This is a genomic window from Roseomonas sp. CAU 1739 (assembly GCF_039839775.1).
In the GTDB taxonomy this organism is placed as follows: domain Bacteria; phylum Pseudomonadota; class Alphaproteobacteria; order Acetobacterales; family Acetobacteraceae; genus Neoroseomonas.
Map to the genome: position 1 here is coordinate 29,799 of NZ_JBDOQQ010000027.1, position 23,173 is coordinate 52,971.

Consider the following 23,173-nt stretch of genomic DNA (forward strand, 5'->3'; position numbering starts at 1 on the left):
AACCAGCGATCAGGCCAAGTACACGCCGCCGTTTATGTGGTAGACTTGGCCGGTGATCCACGCCGCCGGTTCCGAGGCCAGGTAGGTCATCAGACCGGCGATCTCCTCCGGCCGGCCCATGCGCCCGAGCGGCAGGGCCTTCGCCATCTCGGCCAGTTCCGCATCCGTGTTGCCGTAGCGCGGCTGCGCCGTGTCGGTCAGGCCCGGGGCGATCGCGTTCACCCGGATGCCATGCGGCGCCAGCGCCAGGGCCATCGACCGCGTGATGCCGATGACGCCGGTCTTGGTCGCCGAATAATGTACCCCGAGCACCGCACCGCGTACCGAGGATGACGACAGGTTCAGGATCACGCCCTTGATCCCGGCCGCGACCATGTGCCGCGCCGCCGCCTGCGCGCAGAAGGCGCTGCCCTTGAGGTTGACGTCCAGCACGGCGTCCCATTGCGCCTCGGTCATCGCGAGGAAGTCGACGCGGGGGAAGATGCCGGCATTGTTCACCAGCACGTCGATATGGCCGAGCCCGTCGATGGCGGCCTGCACCAGCGCGGCGCAGGATGCGGCGGTGCCGACATCGCCCTGGACCAGCACGGCCCGGCGGCCGGCGGCAGCGATGTCGGCGGCAATCGCTTCGGCCGCGGCGCGGTCGTCCAGCCAGTTCACCGCCACGTCATGGCCGGCGGCGGCGAAGGCCCGGGCGGCGGCGGCGCCGATCCCCTGCTGCGCGCCGGTCACCAGCACTGTCTTGGCGGTCATGCGGTCCAACTCCTGATGCTGCGCAGCAGCATCGCGGGGCTTGCGGGCGGGCGCAACGGGTGGCACCCCTGGTCGCAATAGCGGGAAGGAGACGGGCGTGGACATCGCCGGGCTGTTCGGGCTGCAAGGCCGGCGGGCTTTCGTGACGGGGGCTTCCGGCGTGCTGGGGGCGCATTTCGCGCGAGTGCTGCATGGCGCCGGGGCGCTGGTGGCGCTGGCCGCGCGGCGGGCGGATGCGACGGCCGCCCTTGCCGCCGAACTCGGCGCCGGGGCGGTCTGCGTGCCGCTCGACGTCACCGATGCGGCCTCGGTGCCCGCCGCCTTCGACGCGGCCGAGGCTGCGCTGGGCGGGCCCTGCGACGTGATCGTGAACAATGCCGGCATCGCGGTGACCAAGCCCTTCCTGCAACAAGGGATCGAGGACTGGGACGCGGTCCTCGACGTCAACCTGCGCGGCTGCTTCCTGGTCGGGCAGGAAGGCGCGCGCCGCCTGGCGGCGGCGAAGCAGCCGGGGTCGATCATCAACATCGCGTCCGTGCTCGGTGAACGCATCATCCCGGGCGTGGCGGGATACACCGCCGCCAAGGCCGGGCTGCTGCATCTGACGCGGCATATGGCGGTGGAGCTGGCGCGCTTCGGCGTGCGGGTGAACGCCATCGCGCCGGGCTATGTCGCCACCGACATCAACCGCGACTACTTCGCCTCCGAACCCGGCCAGGCGATGATCAAGCGCATTCCGCAGCGGCGACTTGGGTCTCCGGATGACCTGACCGGGCCGCTGCTGCTTCTTGCCTCCGCCGCCGGCGCGCATATGACGGGCGCCACGATCACGGTGGATGGCGGCCATTCGGTCAACCCGCTGTAGACTCTTGCTCAATCGCCTGATTCAGCTCTCCGGCGCCTTCGCGCCTGCGACCATCAGGCTTTAGGACGACGCGCCATGGATTTCGTGCTGCCCCCGGACATCGAGGCGATCCGCCTGCGTATCCGTCGCTTCGTCGATGAGAAACTCATCCCGCTGGAATCCGACCGCGCCAACTACGACGAGCACGACAACATCGCGCCGCATGTGCTGGCCGACATGCGCCGCGCCGCCAAGGCGGATGGGCTGTGGGCGTTGCAGATGCCCAGGCGCCTGGGCGGGATGGAACTGCCGCGCATCGGCATGGCCGCCTGCTACGAGGAAATGAACCGGTCGATCTTCGGACCCGTGGTGTTCAATTCCGCCGCCCCCGATGACGGCAACATGATGATCCTCGACCGGGTGCTGCCCGAGGCAATGAAGCCGCGCTGGTTGCAGCCGATCGTCGATGGCGCCGTGCAATCGGCTTTCGCGATGACGGAACCGGATGGCTGCGGGTCCGATCCCAACCTGACCTATACGAAGGCGGAGCGCGTCGGCAACGACCGCTGGCGCATCGCCGGGCGCAAGCACTTCATCACCGGCGCTGGCAATGCGAAGATCTTCATCATCATCGCGCGCACCTCGGACGACGAGCGCAAGGGCCTGTCCGCCTTCCTGTTCGATGCCGACACGCCCGGCTGGGAGATCGTCCGCCGCATCCCGATCATGGGGCCGGAGGAACATGGCGGGCATTGCGAATTGTCCTTCGACGGGATGGAGATTCCCGACGAGCAGCGCCTGCTGAACGTCGGCGACGGGTTGAAGCTGACCCAGTGGCGCCTGGGCGTCGCGCGGCTGACGCACTGCATGCGTTGGACGGGCCTTGCGCGGCGATCGCTGGAGATCGCGATGGAGCGCATCAAGCAACGCGATTCCTTCGGCATGAAGCTGATCGACCGCGAGAGCGTGCAGGGCCTGGTCGGCCAGGCGGCGATGGAGATCGAGATCGGCCGCATGCTGACCATGCGCGCCGCCTGGGCGCTGGACCAGGGATCCTTCGCGCGGAAGGAGGTGTCGATGGCCAAGATCGTCGTGGCCGACGCGCTGCAGAAGTCGGTGGACACGGCTCTGCAGCTGCTCGGCGCGCGGGGCTATTCGAAGGACACCGTCATCGAGTGGATCTACCGCTACGCCCGCCAGGCGCGGCTGGTCGATGGCGCGTCGGAAGTGCATCGCATGGTGCTGGCGGGGATGCTGCGCGCCGAAGGCGACGGCTTCTTCCGCTGGGGCGAGACCGGACGTGGATGAGGCCCGCCGCGCACGGCTGACCGATTGGCTGCGCGAAGCCGCCGGCGATGCGTCCCTGATGATCGAGGGCGCGTCGTTGCTGTCGGGCGGCGCCATCCAGCAGAACTGGGCGCTGGACGTGAATGGCGGGCGCGCCTGGGTTCTGCGGACGGACAATGCCGCGACGCTGGCGGTGTCGCATGGCCGCGCGCAGGAATATGCCTTGCTGCGTGCCGCCTTCGCGGCCGGCGTGAGCGTGCCGGAACCGCTGTTCCTGTGCGAGGACGCGAGCGTGATGGGTGCGCCCTTCTTCGTCATGCGGCGCGTCGCCGGCACGGCGGCCGCGCATCGCCTGGTGCGGTCCGACACGCTCGGCGGGGGGCGCGAGGCCTGCGTGCGGGCGCTGGGCCGCGAACTTGCGCGCATCCACACCATCACGCCACCGCGCGCCGATCTTGCCTTCCTCGGCGATGCCCCGGCCGATCCCTGCGCCGCCTTCATCGCGGACCAGCGCGCCGCGCTCGATCGCCAGCGGGTGCCGCGCCCGGTGCTGGAATGGGGCCTGCGTCACCTGGAACGCACCGCCCCGCCGCCGGTGCCGCCCGTGCTGGTCCACAATGACTTCCGCACCGGCAACCTCATGCTGGACGAGGCCGGCGTGACGGCCGTGCTCGACTGGGAATTCTCGGTGTGGTCCGACCCGCATGCCGATCTCGGCTGGCTCTGCGCGAAATGCTGGCGCTTCGGCAACGACGCACAGGAGGCCGGCGGCATCGGTCCGCGCGCCGCGCTGTATGAAGGCTATGGCGCGGTGGACGACGCCCGCGTGCGCTGGTGGGAAGTCGCGGCCCATATCCGCTGGGCGTCGATCGCCGTGGACCAGACCGAACGCCATATTTCCGGCATCGAGCGCAACCTGGAACTGGCGCTGACGGGACACATGGTCCCAGGGCTGGAATGGGAGATCCTGCGGATGGTGGAGGCCCGCGATGCTGCATGAGCAACCGCAGGCGGCCGACCTGCTTGCCACGGCGCGCGACGTGCTGCTGAAGGACCTGTTGCCCGCCTTGCCGCCCGACAAGGCGTTTGCCGCGCGCATGGTGGCCAACGCCATGGCGATCGCCGCCCGCGCCGCCGCGCAGGACGGCGCCTGGGAAGCCGCCGCGCTGGCGCGCATGCCGGGCGACCCGGCCGCATTCGCCGCCGCCATCCGCGAGGGCCGCTTCGACCCTGGCACATCGCACCATGCCGAAGCCGCCGCACTGCTGGACGAGATCACCCGCGCGCGCTGCGTCGTCAGCGCCCCACGCGCCCTCGGATGACCGCCATGGATGACGACCTGCCGCAGACGCGGGCGAATCATGTCCCGCTCTCGCCCGTATCCTTCCTGGCGCGCGCGGCGCGCATCTGGCCGCAACGCACCGCCATCATCCATGGCGCGCGGCGCATCACCTATGCCGAGTATGCCGAACGCAGCCGGCGTCTTGCCTCCGCGCTGCGGCGCGCGGGGGTCGCACCTGGCGAGGTCGTCGCGGCCTTGCTGCCGAACACCCCGCCGATGCTCGAGGCGCATATGGGCGTTCCCATGGCGCATGCGGTGCTGTGCCCGATCAACACGCGGCTCGATGCGCCGACGGTGCGCTTCATCCTCGGTCATTCGGGCACGAAGGTGCTGCTGCTGGACCGCGAATTCGCCGCGGTAGCGGCCGCCGCGCTGGACGGTGTGGCGAACCCGCCGCGCGTCGTCGTCGTCGACGACGACATCGAAGGTGCCGCGATCGACGCGACGCCCTATGAGGAATTCCTCGCCACCGGCGATGCCGCGTTTCCCGTGGAACCGCCGGGCGATGAATGGGCGGCGATCTCCTTGTCCTACACCTCGGGCACCACGGGCGATCCGAAGGGTGTCGTGGTGCATCATCGCGGCGCGTATCTGAACGCCTGTGGCAATGCGCTGGCCTTCGGCCTGTCGCCGCACAGCGTCTATCTGTGGACGCTGCCGATGTTCCACTGCAATGGCTGGACCTATACCTGGGCCGTGACGTTGCAGGGCGGCACGCATGTCTGCCTGCGCCGCGTCGAACCCGCGCGCATCTTCGCGCTGATCGCCGAGCACGGCGTCACCCACCTGTGTGCCGCGCCGGTGGTGCTGACCATGCTGATCCATGCGCCGCAGGATCAGCGCCGCAGCTTCCCGCAGCGCGTCGGCATCGCGACCGGCGGGGCCGCGCCACCCTCACCCGTCATCGCGGCGATGGAGCAGCTCGGCTTCGACGTCACGCATCTGTATGGCCTGACGGAATGCTACGGGCCGTCGCTGCTGTGCGCCTGGCAGCCGGCACTGGCGAATCTTGCGCTGCCCGAAAAAGCGGCCTTCATGGCGCGACAGGGCGTCCCGCTGCCGACGCTGGAAGACGCCGCCGTGATCGACACCGACACCGGCGCGCGCGTGCTCGCCGACGGCGTGACGCTCGGCGAGATCGCGCTGCGCGGCAATACGGTGATGAAGGGCTATCTGCGCAATCCGCGCGCCAATGAAGCCGCCTTCGTCGATGGCTGGTTCCGCACCGGCGACCTCGGCGTACTGCACCCCGATGGCTACATCGAGGTGAAAGACCGCGCCAAGGACATCGTAATCTCGGGCGGGGAGAACATCAGCAGCCTTGAGGTCGAGGAGGCGCTGTACCGCCACCCCGACGTGATGGAAGCCGCCGTCGTCGCCCACCCCGACCCGAAATGGGGGGAAGTGCCGCACGCCTTCGTCACGCTCAGGCCCGGTGCGATCGCGACGCCGGCCGAGATCATCGCGCATTGCCGCGCGCATCTCGCGCATTTCAAGGCGCCGCGGCACGTCACCTTCGGCCCGCTGCCCAAGACCGCCACCGGCAAGATCCAGAAATTCGAACTGCGCCGGACCCTGCGCGGGGACTGATACCAACGGCACGAGTCATGGACTCGTACCGAGGCCGCGAAGGCGGCCCGCCGGCAGTCCGGCCAAAGCCAAGCAAACCGGAGGTTTGCGCCCGCCGTCTGAGGGCACGCCGAAGCCCAATACCAACGGTCGAAGAATTCGACGGTAGGTATGACTATTTGCCGGGCGTCTGCGGTGCCGGCTGCGGCTTGGGTGCGGGCGGTCGCGGCGGGCCGGACGGGCCGGAGATGACGTCGAAATCGTATTCGGTGCGCTGCATGATGGCCTCCTGAAGATGGGGCCGCCTTGCACCTGGTGTCTTGCAGGAAGCGGGATGTCGAAGGTCCCGAAACGCGAAAGCCGCCAGGGCTTTGGCGGCTTTCGGGGAAACTCGGTCGCGTGACTGGTCCCTAGGCCGCTGGAATATACCAGCGGTACCAAAATCGAGCGGTCGGGAGACGGTTCGCAACCATGGGGAGCAGCCTAATACCGGCCGCGACACCAAGGCAAGCCCATGTTTCGCGCATCCCGTGCCGTGCCGGCGGGCAAAGCCGGTGCAGCCGCGACCGGTCGCGCCTTCGTGACGCTTGCACCGGATGACCGCTCCGATGGATACGATCATCTGCCCTTCCGCACGGAGCATGTGACATGGACCGCCGCCTCCTCCTCGGCGCCGCCGCCGGCCTGCTGGCCGCCCCGGCCGCCCTGCGCGCCCAGACCCTGCCCAAGATCACCATCGGCATGTCGGGCTGGACCGGCTTCGCGCCGCTGACGCTCGCAGAACAGGCCGGGCTGTTCCGCGCCAACGGCATCGAGGTGGAGACGAAGTTCGTCCCGCAGCGCGAGCGCAACCTCGCACTCGTCGCCGGCGCGCTGAACTGCGTCGTCACGACGGTCGACACCATGATCCTGTGGGCGTCCGCCGCACCGCTGGTGCAGGTGCTGGTGCTGGATCGCTCGCGCGGCGGCGACGGCGTCGCGGTGCGCCCGGCGATCAATTCCTGGGCCGACCTGAAGGGCAAGACGCTCGCCGTGGATGGCGCCGGCACCACGCCCTATTTCGTGCTCGCCTACATGATGCGCGAGAACGGCATGTCGATCCGCGACATCACCGCCGCCACGCTCGCCCCGCAGCCCGCCGCGCAGGCCTTCGTCGCCGGCCAGTTCGATGGCTGCTCGACCTACGAGCCCTATCTGTCGCAGGTGCGCGGCATGGGTGCGGACAAGGGCAAGATCCTGGCCACGACGCTCGACTATCCCTGCGTGGTCGATACCCTCGCCTTCCAGCCCGCCTTCATCCAGGCGAACCCCGAAGCGGTGCGCCGCGTGGTGACATCCTGGTTCGACGCGCTGTCGATGATCGCCAACGAGCCCGACCGGTCCTTCGAGATCATGGGTCGCCGCGTCAACCAGACCGGCGAGCAGTTCAAGGCCAGCGCGCAGTTCATCGAATGGCTCGACCAGGGGAAGAACAAGGACTACGTCGCCAGCGGCCTGCCGGAGTTCATGCAGAAGGCGCACACCGTGCAGCGCGAGACCGGCGTGATCCGCCAGGACGTGAACCTGGCACCGCTGCTGAACACATCCTTCCTCGGGTGAGATGAAGCCGCTCGTTCCAGTCTCGACCGGCGCCCGCATCGTCCTGGGCGCCGGTTTCTTCGTGGTGTTCGTCGCCATCTGGGGGGCGGCGACCTGGTCGGGCTGGGTGCCGCCGCTGTTCCTGGCCTCGCCGGACCGGACGCTGCGCGCCGGCTGGTCGCTGCTGACCGAATTCGGCTTCGCGGGCGACATCGCCATCACGATCGTCCGCGTGGTCGGCGGCTTCCTGATCGCGGCGGCGCTGGGCGTGCCGCTCGGGCTGATGATGGGCGCCTTCAAGCCCATCGAGGCCTTCTTCGAGCCCTTCGTCTCCTTCGCGCGCTATCTGCCGGCCTCCGCCTTCATCCCGCTGCTGATCCTGTGGGCGGGCGTCGGCGAAGCGCAGAAGCTGTCGGTGATCTTCATCGGGTCGTTCTTCCAGGTCGTCATCATGGTCGCGCTGATCGCCGGTGCGACGCGCATGGACCTGGTCGAGGCCGCCTACACGCTCGGTGCGCGGTCGCGCGGCATCGTCCGGCGCGTAATCATTCCATCGGCCGCACCACAGGTGATGGAGACGCTGCGCCTCGTGCTCGGCTGGGCGTGGACTTACGTCATAGTCGCGGAACTGATCGGCGCGACATCGGGCATCGGCCACATGATCATGGACAGCCAGCGGCTGCTCGATACCGGGCAGATGATCTTCGGCATCGTGGTGATCGGGCTGATCGGGCTTGTCACGGATTTCCTGTTCAAGGCGCTGAACCGCGCGCTGTTTCCCTGGGCGGTGCTGTGAGCCGGAAGACGCTGCACATCTCCGGGGTCACCCGCAGCTTCCCCGCCAGGGGACGCGCCGGGCCGACGCTGGCGCTGCAGCCGACCGACCTGGCCGTCGCGCCGGGCGAGTTCGTTGCCATCCTCGGCCCATCGGGCTGCGGCAAGTCCACGCTGCTGCGCATCGTCGCCGGGCTCGACCGGCCGACCGCCGGCACCGTCACGCTCGATGGCGTGACCGTCACCGAGCCGGGCCCGGATCGGGGCATGGTGTTCCAGTCCTACACGCTGTTCCCCTGGCTGACCGTTTCACAGAACATCCGCTTCGGCCTCGCCGAACGCGGCGTGCCGGAGGCGGAGCAGCGCGCCACCGCCGAGCGCTTCATCGCCCGCACCGGCCTGCGCGGCTTCGGGAATCACTGGCCGCGGCAGCTCTCGGGCGGCATGCAGCAGCGCTGCGCGCTGGCCCGCGCGCTGGCGAACGATCCCGAGATCCTGCTGCTCGACGAACCCTTCGGCGCGCTGGATCACCAGACCCGCGAGCTGATGCAGGAATTGCTGCTTGAAATCTGGGAGGAAGGCGACGATTCCGGTGCCGCCGGCGGCCACAAGACCGTGCTGTTCGTCACCCATGACATCGATGAGGCGATCTTCCTGGCCAACCGCGTCGTGGTGATGTCTGCACGTCCCGGCCGCATCAAGGCGGATGTACCGGTCCCCCTGCCCTATCCGCGCGACTGGACGATGAAGACAACGCCCGACTTCGCCGCGCTCAAGGCCCGGCTGATGGGTGAGATCCGCGAGGAAGTCCGCAAGGCGGCGATGGCGTAGGGCCATTCGGGAGAAGGTCGGCGCGCGGCCGGCCAATGTCGAGCAGACGCGATCTGAGGCAAGAAGAAAGCACCGGGGAGGACACCTCCCCCGAATCCCCCACCGTTCTTTGGCAAATGCCCACCCCTGCGGTCGGTCTTCGACAGGCAGAAACGGGATGAGGGATCGGGCGTTTGCCGATTGGTACCGAGCGCATATTCGCCTGTCGCGACGAACCTGGTGCGGCGTTCGACAACGATGTTGATCCGTACGCCGTCGCGGGTCTGCGTCTGATACCAACGGCACGAGTCATTGACTCGTGCCGAGGCCGCGAAGGTAGTCCGGCGAAAGCCAAGCAAACCGGAGGTCTGCGCCTGGCGTCCGAGGGCACGCCGAAGCCGATACCAACGGTCGAAGAATTCGGCCGTTGGTATGAGGGCGTGAACGGCCGCTGATCCAAGCCATCTGTGCTTCGAGCGCGCGGAAGCGTGGCCTTGCGCACAAATGATGACGCACCATGCCCGACAGACAGCCTTCTGTGCGCGTTCGCACCGAATTGCCTGCACACTCCGCGCATCTTCCTGTCACCGCTTCGGCGAAGGGTCGTCGGGCGAGCAAGGAGACAGGCTATGACGCTCACCAACACTGCGATGCGCTCCGCCGTTCTCGCGAGTGCTCTCCTCGGTCAGCCGGTCCTGGCACAGGATCGCGTGGCGATCTTCATCGGCAGCGGCGAGAGCGCCGAGATCACCTACGTCGCCCCGAGCGATCCGCGGGCACGGAGCGCGCTCGGCAACGTGCCCGACCTGAAGGCGCCGTCCATCGCGGCCTGGGTCGGCCAGGGCGAAAGCGGCGGGGTCTCGTATTTCGAGGCGACCTCGGCGGCGGCGAACCTGCCACACTCGGCCTTCAGCGTGATGCCGCTCGGCGCCAGCGCGCCCACCCGGCGGATCGCGACCTATGTGGGCTCCGGCGAAAGCGCCGAGGTCGTGTACACGGAGGTTCCGGCGGCTACGGCTCGGTGATCCGTGGCGGGCGATCCGCATCACGCCTCACGACAGGAACGGAACCCGGCCGCGATCGCGGCCGGGCTTTCCGTGTTCGTGCCCGGCCGGATGCGCTCAGATCGCGTTGAGCGCCGCCGCCGCCGCGGCGACGTTGATGACGCCGTGGCCGGTGCGTTCCTGCCATCCCTGCGGGCCATAGGGTTGCACGGCCGTGTCGCGCAGCACGGCCCGGAGCGTCGCGGGGTCCACCGTCGCCGACGGCCATCGCGTACGCAGCAGCGCCACCGCGCCGGCGGCCAGGCCGCAGGCCGCCGAGGTGCCGGTGTTCGACCCCGCATCGTCGTCGTTCTCGAACTGGCTTGGCGCGCACAGATCGGGCTTGTCGTGCGCGAGGCCCGTGATCCCCGGCCCCTGGCTAGAATAGCCGAGCCACAGCCCGTCGCTGCGCACCGCGCCCACCGTCAGCGCCTCGGGCATCGCGTTGGCGCCGTTGATGCTGCGGCCGGGGCCGATGAAATCAGGGCCGCAGCGATTATTCGGGCAGAACTGCCCGCAATTGCCGGCGGCGAAGACAATATCGACGTCCAGTTGCGCCAGGTCCCGGAACGCGGTCGTCAGGGGATGATTGGGGTCGCTGGAATACGGGACGCTCGAGGATTCGCGGCTAGGGTCGAAGACGCCCCAGGCGTTGCAGACCACCCAGCTTCGCGGCGGCCGTCCCTCCTGGATATCGTCGCCCTTCAGCAATTCCACCGCGTCCGTCACCCTGTGCATGGCGGCGACGAGGACGCCAAGAAACAGGTCGAGGTTCATGATGCCGTCCGGGATGACCGGGCAATCCAGGACCGTGACGCCCGGCGCGCAGGCCAGCGCATTGCTGGCCACCATCGCGCCATGGCCGGTGAGCGGATCGCCCGGCCGGCGGACCGTCGTGCCCGACGCATCGGTCACTTCGATGTTCCAGCCCGGAAAGGTGCCGATGGGCCGGATCAACGACATCGGCAGGCCGGTATCGACGGACACCAGGTTCACCCTCAGCGACGAAGGCCCAGGCACCGGCAATCCGGCATTCGCCAAATGCTGTGCCGTCGCCCCCATGGCACGAAGCGCCGCGCCACGCCTGCCGAACAGGCCGTACGGCGCCTCGCCCGGGCACCAATGGGTCCAGAAACGGTCGATATCGACGACGGCGGCGGCGCGCACCGTCAGGTCGGCGCCGATCGCGGCCTCGTCGCCGTAGGCGCGCCGGATATTGACGGCGAGCAGTTCCGCGGCGCTCTCGCCGCCCGTCATGACGATGCCGCAGACGAGCCGCCGCCGCAGCGCCGCCGGCTCGATGGTCAGCCCCACCGGGACAGTCCCGTTCGAGGCCAGGTAGTCCACGCGGAAATCGCTCACCAGCGCGCGCTCGCCATCCGTCAGCGTCGTCATCAGTCGATCATTCAGACGCTGCTTGAGTTCCTCCTCGACGCCCCGGAGATCGCGATCCGCATAGGCATTGTCGAGGTCCCGCCAGTTCGGCACGACCATCACCAGCCTCGGCATGTCGTGGTCCGGCATCGTCAGGCCCTCCGTCGGGATGGAGCGGCACGGCACGCGACGGGCGCAGGGCCGACCGCGTGCAAAAGCCTAGCATCCTCGTTTCACCAGCGCCATGATAACGGGGGTGCGACGCATGGTCGTCGCGCCAAGCCGGCGACCATCCGGGGTTCGCTGCTGTCATGACCATCGCTGCCAAGTTCGATGCGCCTGAATCCGATGCGGATGCATCCGATCGAGGCCTGAAGGCCCCGCCCGCCGCGCCACGGCGTCCGGTGGCGATCGTGTTCGCCGATGTGGTCGGCTACTCGACCCTGATGGCGTCGGATGAACACGCCACCTACACGCGCTGGATGGCGCTGCTGCGCACGCTGATCGAACCCGAGACCGCGCGGCGTGACGGGCGCATCGTGGACCTGGCGGGTGACGGCGTGCTCGCCGTATTTCCCGACCTGGCCAATGCGCTCGGTTGGGCGCGGGCCATCCAGCGCGGCGTTCGCACCGGCCTCGAAGGCCATGGCATCGATGACGCGGTCCCCATTGCGCTGCGCATCGGCCTCCATCAGGGGGAAGTATTCGAGGACGGCGCGCGCATCTTCGGCGATGCCGTGAATTTTGCCGCCAGGCTGCAGACCCATGCCGCGCCTGGCGGCATCGTGCTTTCCGAGCGCGTGCGGGTGGCGCTGGGCGACACGGTTCCCGAGGCCGACCTGCGTGACCTTGGCTATGTCGATCTCAAGGGCTTCGAACGCCGCGCGCGCATCTTCTCCATCGAGACCGACCTGGTGCACGTCACCGCGCCGCTGCACCCTGCCGGCGGCCTTCCGTCGATCGCCGTTCTCCCGCTGCTCGAACAGGGCGGGAATCCCGAGGACGCCTATTTCGGCGAGGGCATCGCGGAGGACATCGCGATGTCCTTGGCCGGGCTGCATGAATTGTTCGTGGTCTCCACCGCCTCCAGCGCGATGTTCCGTGGGCGCCTGCCCGACCCGCGGGAGGCCGGGCGCGCGCTCGGCGTGAGCTACGTGCTGCTCGGCCGCGTCCATCGGCGGCCAGGCGGGATTGGCGTGTCGATGCAGCTTTGCGACGGGCGCGACGGCGCGACGCTGTGGGGCGAGCGGATGCAGGTGCCGATCAGTGGCATCTTCGAGGTGCAGGACGAGATCGTGCGCAAGGTGGTGACGGGCCTCGCCCCCCATGTGCGGGCGGCCGAACTGCAGCGGGCGATCCGCAAGCGGCCGGAGAGCCAGACCGCCTACGACCGGATGCTGCGCGCGCTGAGCGTGATCTCAAGCGCGGACCGCGACACCTTCGACCGCGCGCGCGGCTTCCTCGACGAAGCGATGCTGGAGGAACCGGGCTTCGCCTTGCCGATCGCCTGGGCCGCGCGTTGGCACAGCGTACGCATCGGTCGTGGATGGTCGCCCGACGAGGATAAGGATGCCGCCTGCGCGCTCGACCTCGCCTCTCGCGCGGCTGCGCTGGACCGGTCCAATGCGCTCGCGCTCGCGACGCTGGGGCATCTGAATGCCATCCTGCTGCACGATTGCGACGCCGCCATGGAATGCTTCACCGAGGCCCTGGCCGCCTGCCCGAACCATGCGCTGGCCTGGACGCTGTCGAGCGGAACGCTGAGCTACATAGGGCGCGGCCTGGATGCCGTGCGGCACGCCGAGCAGGGGCTGCGCCTGTCGCCGCGCGATCCCATGCGCTACTCACAACTGATGTTCCTCGCCATCGCGCACTACGCGAGCGGAGACTATTCCGAGGCGGTGCGCTGGATCCGGCGTTCGGCCGCGGAGAACCCGCTGCACGGCGCGACGTTGCAGGTCCTGGCCGCCGGCCTGGCCGCAGGCGGCAGGCCGGCGGAGGCGCGGGAAGTCGCGTCGCGCTTCCTCGCCCTGCGACCCGGCTTCTCGCTCGAACTCTACGCGCGCAAGCGCATGCCATTCCGCGACCCTGCATTGCGCGAGGGCTTCCTCGCCCATCTGCGCGAAGCAGGGCTGCCTGACTGACACATCGCCACCCACCGGCGGCGACACTTTCGGGAGGAACAGCGACATGACCCAGGGTGCGGCTTTCGGACCGATGGACGGCGTGGACGGGGTCGATGGTGTGGACGGGGTGGAGGCGCTCGACCTCCTCAGTGGCGGCGCGCGACAGGCGGCATTCCGCCCGATCGGCGTCGGGCCGGAATTTGCGCGCCGGGCGGGCGAGGTCGACTACCGCGGCCATCGCTGGCCGCCGCGCCTGCCGGGTGCTGCGTGGCCGCCGGCTGTCGGTGCGCTGCCCGGCGCCTGGCCGATCGACTGGCCCGGCAACTGGCCTGCCACCCCGAGCCCGATCGCACCGCGGCTCGCCGACTTCACGCCGGACAACGCTTCGCTCCTCGTGCTGGCGGAGTTGGTGCAGCTTCCGATCGGCTCGAGCCCGCCTGCCTGGACCACGCTGTTGACGCACAATGCCGGGAACCCGGCGCTCGACGACATGGCAAAGGACATCGATGCCCAAGGCCCCGGCGGAACAGGCGGCACGGTCGCCATGGAGCTTCACGAACTCCGCCTGCTCGCACAATTCCGTGCCGGCGCGATGGCCGAGGCGCTGGCGCAGCGCAGCGGCATCATCGGCTATTTCCGCGGCGTGCTGCAGTTCAGCCTGGCGACGCATCCCTACACCTACTACCTGGCGGCGGCGGCGCTGCGCGTCGGGCAGTTCCTGTGCATGCACTACAAGGGCGTGTTCAACCGCCCGCGCCCGAGCCGCATCGACCCCAGCCTGATGCCGCCCATCGACCACCCCGGGCATCTGGCCTATCCGAGCGGCCACTCCCTCGAATCCTTCCTGATTGCCCATTGCCTGGAACAGGTGGTGCCGGCGGCGCTGGGCACCGGGCTGACACCAAGCCCCTTCGTGATTCTCGCCCAACGCATCGCCAAGCTGCGGGAGGTGCTCGGCATGCACTATCCGAGCGATACCGAGGCCGGCCGGCGCGTCGCGCGAAGGGCATTCCCCCTGCTGCTGACCTGTGGCCGCATCAACGGTAGCGGCGGCGGCACCTTCTCCGTGACATTCGATGGCCAGACGATCAACCTGCACAATGATGGCTGGCTCGGACGCGCCCGCGCGGAGTGGTCGTAGCCGGGTGCCCATCCGTCCACGGCAAGCCGAGGTGTCGGCGATGCAGGCAATCGAGACCGGTGGCGACACGTCAGGTGTCGCCGCGCCCGTCAGCTCGCAGGCGGAGGATGCACCGCCTGCCGGAACCGCGCGTGGGGATCGCCTGCGCCGCATGCCGGTCTTGCGCGAGGCATCCTCCGAAGCGCTCGACCGCGCGGCCGCAAGATCGGTCTGGCGGGACTATGCGGCGGGCGCGATGATCCTCGACCTCGACGACCCGTCAGGCGATGTCTGGTTCGTCATCGAGGGCTCGGTCCGCATCCAGGTTCGCACGCCGGCCGGCCGCGACGTGATCCTGAGCGACATCGTCGCAGGCGGCATGTTCGGCGAGGTCGCGGCGATCGACGGCGCCCCGCGGACGGCGGCCGCCACGGCGCTGGTCCGGTCGCGGCTCTGCGCTGTTCCGGCCGCCGCCTTCCTGGAAGCCGCCTGCAGCACGCCGGCAGCCTGCCTCGCGCTGCTGCGGACGGTCACGGCGATCCTGCGACGCCAATCGAAGCGCCTGGTCGAGCGGGAGACCCTGCCCGTTCGCCTGCGCATCTACGCGGAACTCCTGCGCCTGTCGCGCCCGCGCCTCAGCCGGGCCGCGGATGCGAACCAGGATGAACGCGTGGTGAGCCCGCCGCCGCGGCGACACATCCTCGCGGCACGGATCGGCGCGCGGCGAGAAGCGGTTTCGCGCGAATTCGCCGACCTGATGCGCCGAGGCCTGATTGCGAAGGAACGCGGTGCGATCGTGCTGCGCCAGCCGGCGGTGCTCCGCCACGCGGTCGAGACAGAACTGGAAGCGGAAGCGGGCCTGTGACCGCGGTGACGGGCAGCGGGGCGCGACCCTCCCTGCATCCACGAACCTGACCCTTCGCAGTTTCGCCTGGCGTTCAGGACTGGCCGGACGAACGTCGTCGAATCCATGATCGGTGGGACGACACCGAAGATTGAGCAGCCCGATGGATTGAACCGGACACGATCAATATTCATTCGGCAGATGAGGCGCGCTGTTCCGCGAAGGAGGGCATTCCCTTCGCCGACCGTCCGTGTCCTTCGCGCCCCTCCCCCTTCGCGTGCCCGTCCCCAGCCATCGCCACCAGGCGTGCCGGCGCTGCCGCGAGGATCGTGACGCAGCGTCGCGCGATGGCAGCGGAGAAGGGCGTTGCCCCGGCGCGTGGGAAGCGCCATTCACTGCCGCATGGAGATCTCGCCCGACATACCCCGCACCGCGCTGGTCACCGGCGGGGCGAAGCGGCTCGGCCGGGCCATGGCGCTTGCCCTGGCGGAGGCCGGCTTCGACCTCGCCATTCACTACGCCGCCAGCGTGACGGAGGCGGAAGCGACGTTGGCCGAGATCCGCGCCCTCGGCCGCCGTGCCGTGGCGCTGCCCGCGGACCTCGCGATCGAAGCCGAGGTGGCACGGCTGCTGCCCGCAGCGACCGCCGCACTCGGCCCGATCGGCCTGCTGGTGAACAATGCCTCGACCTTCGAACGCGATGAATGGCACGACGCGACGCGCGACAGCTGGGACCGCCACATCGAGCCGAACCTGCGCGCGCCCTTCGTGCTGACCCAGGCTTTCGCCGGCGCGCTGCCAGATGGGGCACAGGGCGTCGTGGTGAACATGCTGGATCAGCGGGTCTGGTCGCTGACGCCGCATTTCCTGTCCTACACGGTGTCGAAGGCCGCGCTGTGGACGCTGACGCAATCGCTCGCGCTGGCGTTGGCTCCGCGCATCCGCGTGAATGCGATCGGCCCGGGTCCGGCGCTGCCCAGCCCGCGCCAGTCGCAGGGCCAGTTCGACCGCCAGGCGCGCTCGGTGCCGCTGCGCCATGGCACCTCGCCCGCGGAAGTGGCGCGCGCGCTGATGGCCATTCTGGCCTTGCCATCGATGACCGGGCAGATGGTGGCCCTGGATGGCGGACAACATCTGCAATGGTCGCCTGCCCAAGGCACGGAGCCCGAGGAATGAGTATCGAACCCGATGCCGCCGCCGGCCTGCGCCACGTCTTCGTGCGCGGCCTGACGGTGCAGGCGCGTCTCGGGGTGCATGCCCACGAGAAAGCGCAACCGCAACGCGTGATAATTGGGATCGACCTTGCGGTGCGCGACCCGCATGCTCCGGCCGCGGAAGGGCCCGATGAATTGTCACGCGTCGTCGACTACGGCGTCGTTGCAAAAACAGCGCGACTCATCGCATGCGCGGGACACGTCCGGCTCGCCGAGACCCTCGCCGAACGCATTGCGCTCGCAATGCTGGACGATGATCGCGTGCAGCGCGTGCGCGTGTCGGTGGAAAAGCCGGACGTGTTGCGTGACGTCACAAGCGTCGGCGTTGTCGTTGAAAGGACGCGATTTTGAAATTGGCCGCGGGCAGATTTTGTCCACCGCCCGGCGGCAGCGCGATGGCGCCGGGGCAGGTCAAGCAAAGAAAGGCCCTTGACGCCGAGAAAGACTGTGATCACGAAATTGTATGCTTTAAATTCAATTACTTAGCTGCCCAGCGCGCAACCGCCCAATTCCGTGGCAAGTCGATGAAACCCTTTTGTAACCTTGAGATACACGCATTCGACGTCCCTTCGCCCACAGACTTATCCACAAACTCCGTGGACAAATCCTCCGCCCCTGCCTGCACATTGGCCGCTGCATGAGCGACGCCCCGGAAACTCGACCGCCACAAGACGGGTTCGCCGTTATCGAGGCCGCCCTGGCGACCGTGCCGCTCGCACCGGGTGTGTATCGGATGCTCGATGCCAAGGGCGATGCGCTGTACGTCGGCAAGGCGCGGTCGTTGCGCAAGCGCGTCGCGTCCTACACGCAGGTCTCACGACTTTCCGAACGACTACGCCGCATGGTGTTCGAAACGCGCAGCCTCGAGATCGTCACCACCGCCTCGGAAGCCGAGGCACTGCTGCTCGAGGCAAATTTCATCAAGCGGTTGCGGCCGCGCTTCAACATCGTCCTGCGCGACGACAAATCCTATCCCTGGCTGCTGATCACCGACGACCATCCCTATCCGCAGATCGCCAAGCATCGCGGGGAACGGCGCAAGGGCGCATCCTACTACGGTCCCTTCGCCTCGGCTTGGGCGGTGAACCAGACCATCACGGCATTGCAGCGCGTCTTCCTGCTGCGATCCTGCCGCGACACCGTGTTCGACAGCCGCACGCGGCCGTGTCTGTTGTTCCAGATCAAGCGTTGCTCGGCGCCCTGCGTCGAACGCATCGGCCAGGCCGACTACGCAGCACTTGTGCGTGAGGCGAAGGAGTTCCTGTCCGGTGGAACGCCCTCCATCCAGAAGCGGCTGGCGACGGAAATGGAAGACGCCGCCGCGCATCTCGAATTCGAGCGTGCGGCCGCGCTGCGCGACCGCATTCGCGGCCTGACGCATGTGCAGGGGAAGGATCGCGTCAACCTCGATGGCGTGGGCGATGCCGATGTGGTCGCCTTGCATCAGGCAGCGGGACAATCCTGCGTGCAGGTCTTCTTCTTCCGCGGCGGGCGCAACAACGGCAACCGCCCGTATTTCCTGAACCATGCGAAGCAGGACGATACCGCGGAGGAGGTGATGGGCACCTTCCTCGCCCAGCTCTATGACGACCTGCCGCCGCCGCCGCTCGTGCTGGTCTCCCACGAACCGCCCGAAGCGGCGCTGATCGCCGAGGCGCTGACGCTCAAGGCCGGCCGCCGCGTCGAACTGCATCGGCCACAGCGCGGCGAGAAGAAGGACGCGATCGACCACGCCGCCACCAATGCGCGCGAGGCGCTGGAACGCCGCCTTGCCGAAGGCACCGCGCAGATCCAGTTGCTCGACGGCGTCGCCGAGCTGTTCAAGCTGCCTGCGCCGCCCGAACGCATCGAGATCTACGACAACAGCCACATCCAGGGGGCCAATCCCTACGGCGTCATGGTCGTTGCCGGGCCGATGGGCTTCATGAAGCAGGCCTACCGGAAGTTCACCATCAAGTCGGCCCAGGGCAACGACGACTTCGCGATGATGCGGGAGGTCTTCGACCGCCGCTTCGGACGCGCCCTGCGCGAGGACCCGGGCCGCGAATCGGACAGTTGGCCCGACCTGGTGCTGATCGACGGCGGCGCCGGCCAATTATCCGCCGCCCAGGCCGTGATGGCCGAGTTGGGAGTCGAGGACGTCCCGCTGGTCGCCGTCGCCAAGGGCCCGGACCGCGACGCCGGGCGCGAGTGGTTCCACATGGCCGGGCGCGAGCCCATCCAGCTGCCGCCGCGCGACCCGGTGCTGTATTACCTGCAGCGGCTGCGCGACGAGGCGCACCGTTTCGCGATTTCCGCCCATCGCGCCGGGCGTTCCAAGGCATTGACGAAGTCCGAGCTGGACGACATCCCCGGCGTGGGCACCGCGATCAAACGGCGGCTGCTCAACCATTTCGGCTCGGCGCGCGGGGTGCGCAACGCGGCGCTGGCCGACCTGCTCGCCGCCCCCAGCATCGGCCCGACGGTGGCGCGGCGCATCCATGAGCATTTCCACCCCGGCGCCACGGTGGCCCCGCGTGACGGGACGGGCTAATCAGTCAGCTGCATGCCGACCGACCTGCCCAACCTGCTGACGCTTTCCCGCATCGCGGCCATCCCTGTGCTGGTCGCCGTCGCGGCGATTGGCACGCCCTGGGGCGACATGGCGTCCTGCGCGGTCTTCGCGGCGGCCGGCATCACCGACTATTTCGACGGCAAGATCGCGCGCGACCGCGGCGTCACCTCCTCCTTCGGACGCATGCTGGATCCGATCGCCGACAAGCTGCTGGTCGGCGCTGCCCTGATGGTGCTCGCGGGACTTGGCCGGCTGCCGAATGCGACGCTGTTTCCGGCCATCGTCATCATGCTGCGCGAGATCATGGTCTCCGGCCTGCGGGAATACCTGGCCGAGTTGCGCGTCGGCCTGCCGGTGACGAGGCTGGCCAAGTGGAAAACCGGCTTCCAGATGGGCGCGCTCGGGACGCTGCTGGCGGGCGATACCGGCGCGTCGGTGATCGGGCTCGGCGTGCTGCCTGTTTCGCTGATCGGCGAAGCCGGCCTGTGGGTCGCCGCCGCGCTGACACTGGCGACCGGATGGGACTACCTCCAGGCCGGGCTGCGCCATGCCGGCCAGGCGGATGCACGGGCCGCCCGCGCCACCGACAAGACAGTGGCCCGCCCTTGAGCGTGGCAGGCCGCAGGCGCATCTTCACACCATGATCGTGGAGCGAAATACCATGGGGCGCGCATCCCGAGGCGGTGTCCTGCTAACCCTGGCCGTGCTGGCCGGCTGCGGCCCCGACTGGCAGCCATCCTGGAACATGTCGAGCACGCCCGCCGTGGAAGGCGACAGCCTGACCATCGCCCGCGTGACCGGGCAGGAGCCGGAATTCACCCCGCTGCAATCCGAAAGCATGGTCGAGTTGCGCCAGGCAGTCGGCACGCTGCTGAATTCCCCGCCCCGCGGGCCGGATGCGGCGATGACCTCGGTTCCCGAATACCGTCCCGTGCCGCGCCCCGATATCGACGCGCAGACGCGCCGGCCGGGATCCTCCACCCCGCCGGACGTGCTGGCCACGCCGTCGCCGCCACCGCCGCGCCCCCCTGCCCGCGCCGTGGCGCCCACGCTGCCGCCTGACGCCGCCCGGGTCGAAGGCGTACCGGTGATCGTGCCCGGACAGCCCGCCGGCACCACCACCGGCGGCACCGACCGCGTGCAGACCTTCAACCAGCCGAACAGCGCCGGCGGCGGTGTCGTTGTCCGCGACGGCGGCACGACCACCGTCATCCAGCCCGGCGGCCGCGTGACCACCATCCCGACGCCGCGCTGATCCCATGCGCGTCCTTTACTTCGCCTGGCTGCGCCAGAAGGTCGGACTCTCCGAGGAGGAAGTCGCCCCACCCCCCGAGGTGCGCGATGTCGCCGCGCTGGTCCGCTGGCTCTCCGCCCGGTCGGCCGGCCACGCGACAGCCTTCGCCGATCCGCGCCAGGTGCGCGCCGCGGTCAACCAGGATTTCGCCACCCCCGACGACCCGGTCGCGGCGAATGACGAGGTCGCCTTCTTCCCACCCGTCACCGGCGGCTGAGATGGCGCGCATCCTGGTGCAGGACGCGGCCTTCGACCTGGCCGCCGAGACCGCGTCGCTGACCGCCGGGCGGCAGGATGTCGGCGGGGTCGCCTCCTTCCTTGGCGTCTGCCGAGGCGATGACGGGCTAACCGCCCTGGTGCTCGAGCATTATCCCGGCATGACGGAACGCGCGATCGCGCGCATCGCCGAGCAGGCGGAGGCGCGCTGGCCACTGACCGGCTGCACGGTCATACACCGCACCGGCCGCATCCTGCCCGGCGAACCCATCGTGCTGGTGCTGACCGCATCGGCGCATCGCGCCGCGGCGCTGGAAGCCTGTGCCTTCCTGATCGACTGGCTGAAGACGCGTGCACCGTTCTGGAAGCGCGAGGAATTCGCCTCGGGCAGCCACCGTTGGGTCGAAGCCAAGGCCGAGGATGACGCCGCCGCCGACCGCTGGACCGGAGCCGCGTGAACAAGCCCCCGCATCTCGATGCCGTGGTGATCCCCTGCCGCGACATCAATCGCCAGCGCGCCTTCTATGAGCGCATCCTGGAGGGGCCGCCGGCCGAGACCGGGTCGGGCTGGCTGCGCTTCGACCTCGGCCATGTCAGCCTGGCGCTGCGCGCGCGCGGCGACGCGCTGTTCCCGCGGGAAGGACAGCCGGGGGTGATGCTGGCCTTCCACCTCGAATCGCGCGACGAGGTCGAACGCTGGCACCGCCGGCTGCTGATGGCGAAGGTCGCCGTGCTGGACCCGCCCGGGCCGCTGCCCTCGGGGGAATTCGCCCTGCATGCGGCGGACCCGGAAGGCAACGTGCTGTGCCTGTTCGCGCCGTGACTCCAGAACCAGAGAAGCCTATCGCGCTTCCGGGCTTCGAATGGTGCAGCAGGCCCGTTGAGCGAAACGACATCAACGCGAACATTCGGCCGTGTCCATCCGGCGCTGTTGGCGGCCCGGTCGCTGCCGGGTGATGCGGCGGGACCGGAGTGGGCGTCGCCCCCTCCGGACCACCCCCACCAAAGGGCTACGGCCCCTTGGAATGCGGGATTCCGGCGCCGGGCGCGGAAGATTGCGGCAGCGCCGGGGCGCGTTCCCGTGCCCGGACCGCGCCCGAGGGCCAGTACCATCGCGGCCGGTTGCGGCCACGATGCCGTGCCGGCGGCTCCCTTGGGCACGACCTGCAAACCGCCGGTTGCTTGGCCTGCGGGCCGCATTGGCCGCGGCGCCGAACTGCTGCCCCGGCGCCAAACCCCCATGGTCCAGGGGCCCATTGGACCCGGACGGGCTGGTCTGGCGGGGCAGTGCCCCGCCGATCTCCAACCCGCATCCGGCGCCTTCAGTCTGCCACCCGCGTCCACCCCTCCTCGGGGTTGAAGGTGGTGATCCGCGCCGCCGCCCGCGCCGTGTCCGGCCCAAGGTCGCGTTCCCACACGACCCCGCTGTGGCTGACCAGGAAGGTCTTGATGCCCGACACGCCGTAGCTGGCCGGCCAGGCGATCGTCGCGAAGCCGCCGATCATCCGTCCGTTCACCACATAGTCCATCGCGCCGCCTGGTGCGGCCGGCCCCTGTGCCTCCAGCATGCGGAACAGGTACCCATGGAAGGGTTGCGGCGTGTCGCCGCGGCCGCGGGCATAGCCCCCGGCACTCGCCGCCGCGGCCAGCGGCCCGAGCGGGCTGTCCGGCTCGCCCGGCCCGGACTGCCAGTACAGCCCGTCGCGCTGCCCGGGGGTCGAGAAGAAGCGCCGCGCATAGGCCCGCAGCGCGCCGGACCGCCCGGCGGTGCGCGCATACTCGTCCTGCGCATCCACCAGTTCGCGCAACGCATCGATGGTGTCGAGTTCGTTCCGCCCGATGCGGCGGTCGACCATTTCCTGCGTCGCGGCGGCGGTGTCGAAGCGCCATACGCCCCCGCGCTGCAGCAGCGGCAGCGGCAGCGGCCAGCCATCCTCGCCGACCTGCAGCACCGCGCGGTCGGGGGACGGGCGCAGGATCTCCGCCTTTTGACCATAGGCCGTGAGAAAGCGTTCCCGCGCCGCACGGTCCGCGACCGGGTCACCGGAGCGGATCAGACGCGTCCCGGCCGTGCCGAGAACGCGCAGGGCCTGCCGGTCACCCGGCGCGCGCAGCGCCGCGACAAGGGCGGCGAAGCCTTCCTCCGGCGAGCGAAAGGCGGCCGGCGGGATCGGGCGCGGCGCCGCTGGCGGTGCCTCGGCGGCCGGTGCCTCGGCCGACATCGCCGGGGCCGGCGCCTGGGCCAGCGCGGCCGAGGTCGCAAACAGGGCGGCGAGGCCGCCGATCAGGGCTGTCCTGGTCATCGCGTTGCTCCTCACCGCCGCCCGCCGCGTCCGCCGCCGCCACCGCCGCGCCCGCCGCCGCCACCGGCGCGCGCGCCACCGCCACCGCCACCGCCGCCGGCGGCCCGTGCGCCGCCACCACCGCCGCC

General features: G+C 69.5%; 23 protein-coding genes. 20 read left to right on the top strand and 3 right to left on the bottom strand.

Translation table 11 applies throughout. The annotated features are described in order from the left end of the window. Window positions 1–9: 9 nt before the first annotated feature. Window positions 10–753, bottom strand: coding sequence for an SDR family oxidoreductase (locus tag AAFN86_RS27370; RefSeq protein WP_347546793.1), 744 nt, complete (start codon window positions 751–753; stop codon window positions 10–12). A gap of 97 nt (window positions 754–850) precedes the next feature. On the opposite strand from AAFN86_RS27370, the gene AAFN86_RS27375 reads away from it, so the two are divergent. The 9 genes from AAFN86_RS27375 (at window position 851) to AAFN86_RS27415 (ending at window position 9,982) form a co-directional block, all read left to right on the top strand. Continuing rightward, a complete protein-coding gene (locus tag AAFN86_RS27375; protein ID WP_347546794.1) occupies window positions 851–1,618 on the top strand; it encodes an SDR family oxidoreductase in 768 nt (255 codons plus the stop codon). Between the two features lie 75 nt (window positions 1,619–1,693). Further along, entirely contained in the window at window positions 1,694–2,905 is a 1,212-nt protein-coding gene (locus AAFN86_RS27380) for an acyl-CoA dehydrogenase family protein (protein WP_347546795.1), read from the top strand. Then, window positions 2,898–3,884 carry a phosphotransferase family protein gene (locus tag AAFN86_RS27385; RefSeq protein ID WP_347546796.1) on the top strand — a complete coding sequence of 329 codons (987 nt, stop codon included), beginning with the start codon at window positions 2,898–2,900 and terminating at the stop codon, window positions 3,882–3,884. Before AAFN86_RS27380 ends, AAFN86_RS27385 begins: the two co-directional genes overlap by 8 nt. After that, window positions 3,874–4,206: a DUF6285 domain-containing protein gene (locus AAFN86_RS27390; protein WP_347546797.1), complete on the top strand. Its 333-nt coding sequence runs from the start codon at window positions 3,874–3,876 to the stop codon at window positions 4,204–4,206. The genes AAFN86_RS27385 and AAFN86_RS27390 overlap by 11 nt, the downstream gene beginning before the upstream one ends. 5 nt (window positions 4,207–4,211) lie before the next feature. After that, the gene (locus tag AAFN86_RS27395; protein WP_347546798.1) at window positions 4,212–5,816 is read left to right on the top strand and encodes an AMP-binding protein; all 1,605 of its coding nucleotides are present in this window, start codon (window positions 4,212–4,214) and stop codon (window positions 5,814–5,816) included. A 627-nt stretch (window positions 5,817–6,443) separates the two neighbouring features. Continuing rightward, a complete protein-coding gene (locus tag AAFN86_RS27400) occupies window positions 6,444–7,394 on the top strand; it encodes an ABC transporter substrate-binding protein (protein WP_347546799.1) in 951 nt (316 codons plus the stop codon). 1 nt (window position 7,395) lies between these two features. Beyond that, window positions 7,396–8,169, top strand: a complete 774-nt coding sequence (locus tag AAFN86_RS27405) for an ABC transporter permease (RefSeq protein WP_347546800.1) — start codon at window positions 7,396–7,398, stop codon at window positions 8,167–8,169. Next, the gene (locus AAFN86_RS27410; RefSeq protein ID WP_347546801.1) at window positions 8,166–8,978 is read left to right on the top strand and encodes an ABC transporter ATP-binding protein; all 813 of its coding nucleotides are present in this window, start codon (window positions 8,166–8,168) and stop codon (window positions 8,976–8,978) included. The genes AAFN86_RS27405 and AAFN86_RS27410 overlap by 4 nt, the downstream gene beginning before the upstream one ends. Window positions 8,979–9,586: 608 nt before the next feature. Then, a complete protein-coding gene (locus AAFN86_RS27415; RefSeq protein WP_347546802.1) occupies window positions 9,587–9,982 on the top strand; it encodes a hypothetical protein in 396 nt (131 codons plus the stop codon). Window positions 9,983–10,078: 96 nt separating this feature from the next. Here the strand turns inward: AAFN86_RS27415 and AAFN86_RS27420 are convergent, their stop codons facing one another. Further along, window positions 10,079–11,524, bottom strand: coding sequence for a S8/S53 family peptidase (locus AAFN86_RS27420; RefSeq protein ID WP_347546803.1), 1,446 nt, complete (start codon window positions 11,522–11,524; stop codon window positions 10,079–10,081). A 161-nt stretch (window positions 11,525–11,685) separates the two neighbouring features. Here AAFN86_RS27420 and AAFN86_RS27425 point away from each other — a divergent pair, with 161 nt between their 5' ends. The 11 genes from AAFN86_RS27425 (at window position 11,686) to AAFN86_RS27475 (ending at window position 21,565) form a co-directional block, all read left to right on the top strand. Continuing rightward, window positions 11,686–13,518 carry an adenylate/guanylate cyclase domain-containing protein gene (locus AAFN86_RS27425; RefSeq protein WP_347546804.1) on the top strand — a complete coding sequence of 611 codons (1,833 nt, stop codon included), beginning with the start codon at window positions 11,686–11,688 and terminating at the stop codon, window positions 13,516–13,518. 46 nt (window positions 13,519–13,564) lie between these two features. Further along, the gene (locus tag AAFN86_RS27430; RefSeq protein ID WP_347546805.1) at window positions 13,565–14,641 is read left to right on the top strand and encodes a phosphatase PAP2 family protein; all 1,077 of its coding nucleotides are present in this window, start codon (window positions 13,565–13,567) and stop codon (window positions 14,639–14,641) included. A 151-nt stretch (window positions 14,642–14,792) separates the two neighbouring features. After that, a complete protein-coding gene (locus tag AAFN86_RS27435) occupies window positions 14,793–15,485 on the top strand; it encodes a Crp/Fnr family transcriptional regulator (RefSeq protein WP_347546806.1) in 693 nt (230 codons plus the stop codon). Window positions 15,486–15,866: 381 nt separating this feature from the next. Then, a complete protein-coding gene (locus AAFN86_RS27440; RefSeq protein WP_347546807.1) occupies window positions 15,867–16,640 on the top strand; it encodes an SDR family oxidoreductase in 774 nt (257 codons plus the stop codon). Beyond that, the gene (locus AAFN86_RS27445) at window positions 16,637–17,029 is read left to right on the top strand and encodes a dihydroneopterin aldolase (RefSeq protein WP_347546808.1); all 393 of its coding nucleotides are present in this window, start codon (window positions 16,637–16,639) and stop codon (window positions 17,027–17,029) included. The genes AAFN86_RS27440 and AAFN86_RS27445 overlap by 4 nt, the downstream gene beginning before the upstream one ends. Before the next feature lie 286 nt (window positions 17,030–17,315). Continuing rightward, entirely contained in the window at window positions 17,316–19,211 is a 1,896-nt protein-coding gene (uvrC, locus tag AAFN86_RS27450; RefSeq protein ID WP_347546809.1) for an excinuclease ABC subunit UvrC, read from the top strand. A gap of 12 nt (window positions 19,212–19,223) precedes the next feature. Beyond that, window positions 19,224–19,841 (top strand): CDP-diacylglycerol--glycerol-3-phosphate 3-phosphatidyltransferase, encoded by a 618-nt coding sequence (gene pgsA, locus AAFN86_RS27455; protein WP_347546810.1) that lies wholly within the window; start codon window positions 19,224–19,226, stop codon window positions 19,839–19,841. 52 nt (window positions 19,842–19,893) lie between these two features. Beyond that, a complete protein-coding gene (locus tag AAFN86_RS27460) occupies window positions 19,894–20,487 on the top strand; it encodes a hypothetical protein (protein WP_347546811.1) in 594 nt (197 codons plus the stop codon). Window positions 20,488–20,491: 4 nt separating this feature from the next. Continuing rightward, window positions 20,492–20,743, top strand: coding sequence for a molybdopterin converting factor subunit 1 (moaD, locus tag AAFN86_RS27465; protein WP_347546812.1), 252 nt, complete (start codon window positions 20,492–20,494; stop codon window positions 20,741–20,743). A 1-nt stretch (window position 20,744) separates the two neighbouring features. Then, on the top strand, window positions 20,745–21,200 hold the full coding sequence (locus tag AAFN86_RS27470; protein WP_347546813.1) for a molybdenum cofactor biosynthesis protein MoaE: 456 nt from the start codon (window positions 20,745–20,747) through the stop codon (window positions 21,198–21,200). Continuing rightward, window positions 21,197–21,565, top strand: coding sequence for a VOC family protein (locus AAFN86_RS27475; protein WP_347546814.1), 369 nt, complete (start codon window positions 21,197–21,199; stop codon window positions 21,563–21,565). The genes AAFN86_RS27470 and AAFN86_RS27475 overlap by 4 nt, the downstream gene beginning before the upstream one ends. A gap of 499 nt (window positions 21,566–22,064) precedes the next feature. Here the strand turns inward: AAFN86_RS27475 and AAFN86_RS27480 are convergent, their stop codons facing one another. Continuing rightward, complete coding sequence (locus AAFN86_RS27480) at window positions 22,065–23,045, bottom strand: DUF2950 domain-containing protein (RefSeq protein WP_347546815.1); 981 nt, start codon at window positions 23,043–23,045, stop codon at window positions 22,065–22,067. Window positions 23,046–23,173 lie beyond the last annotated feature (128 nt).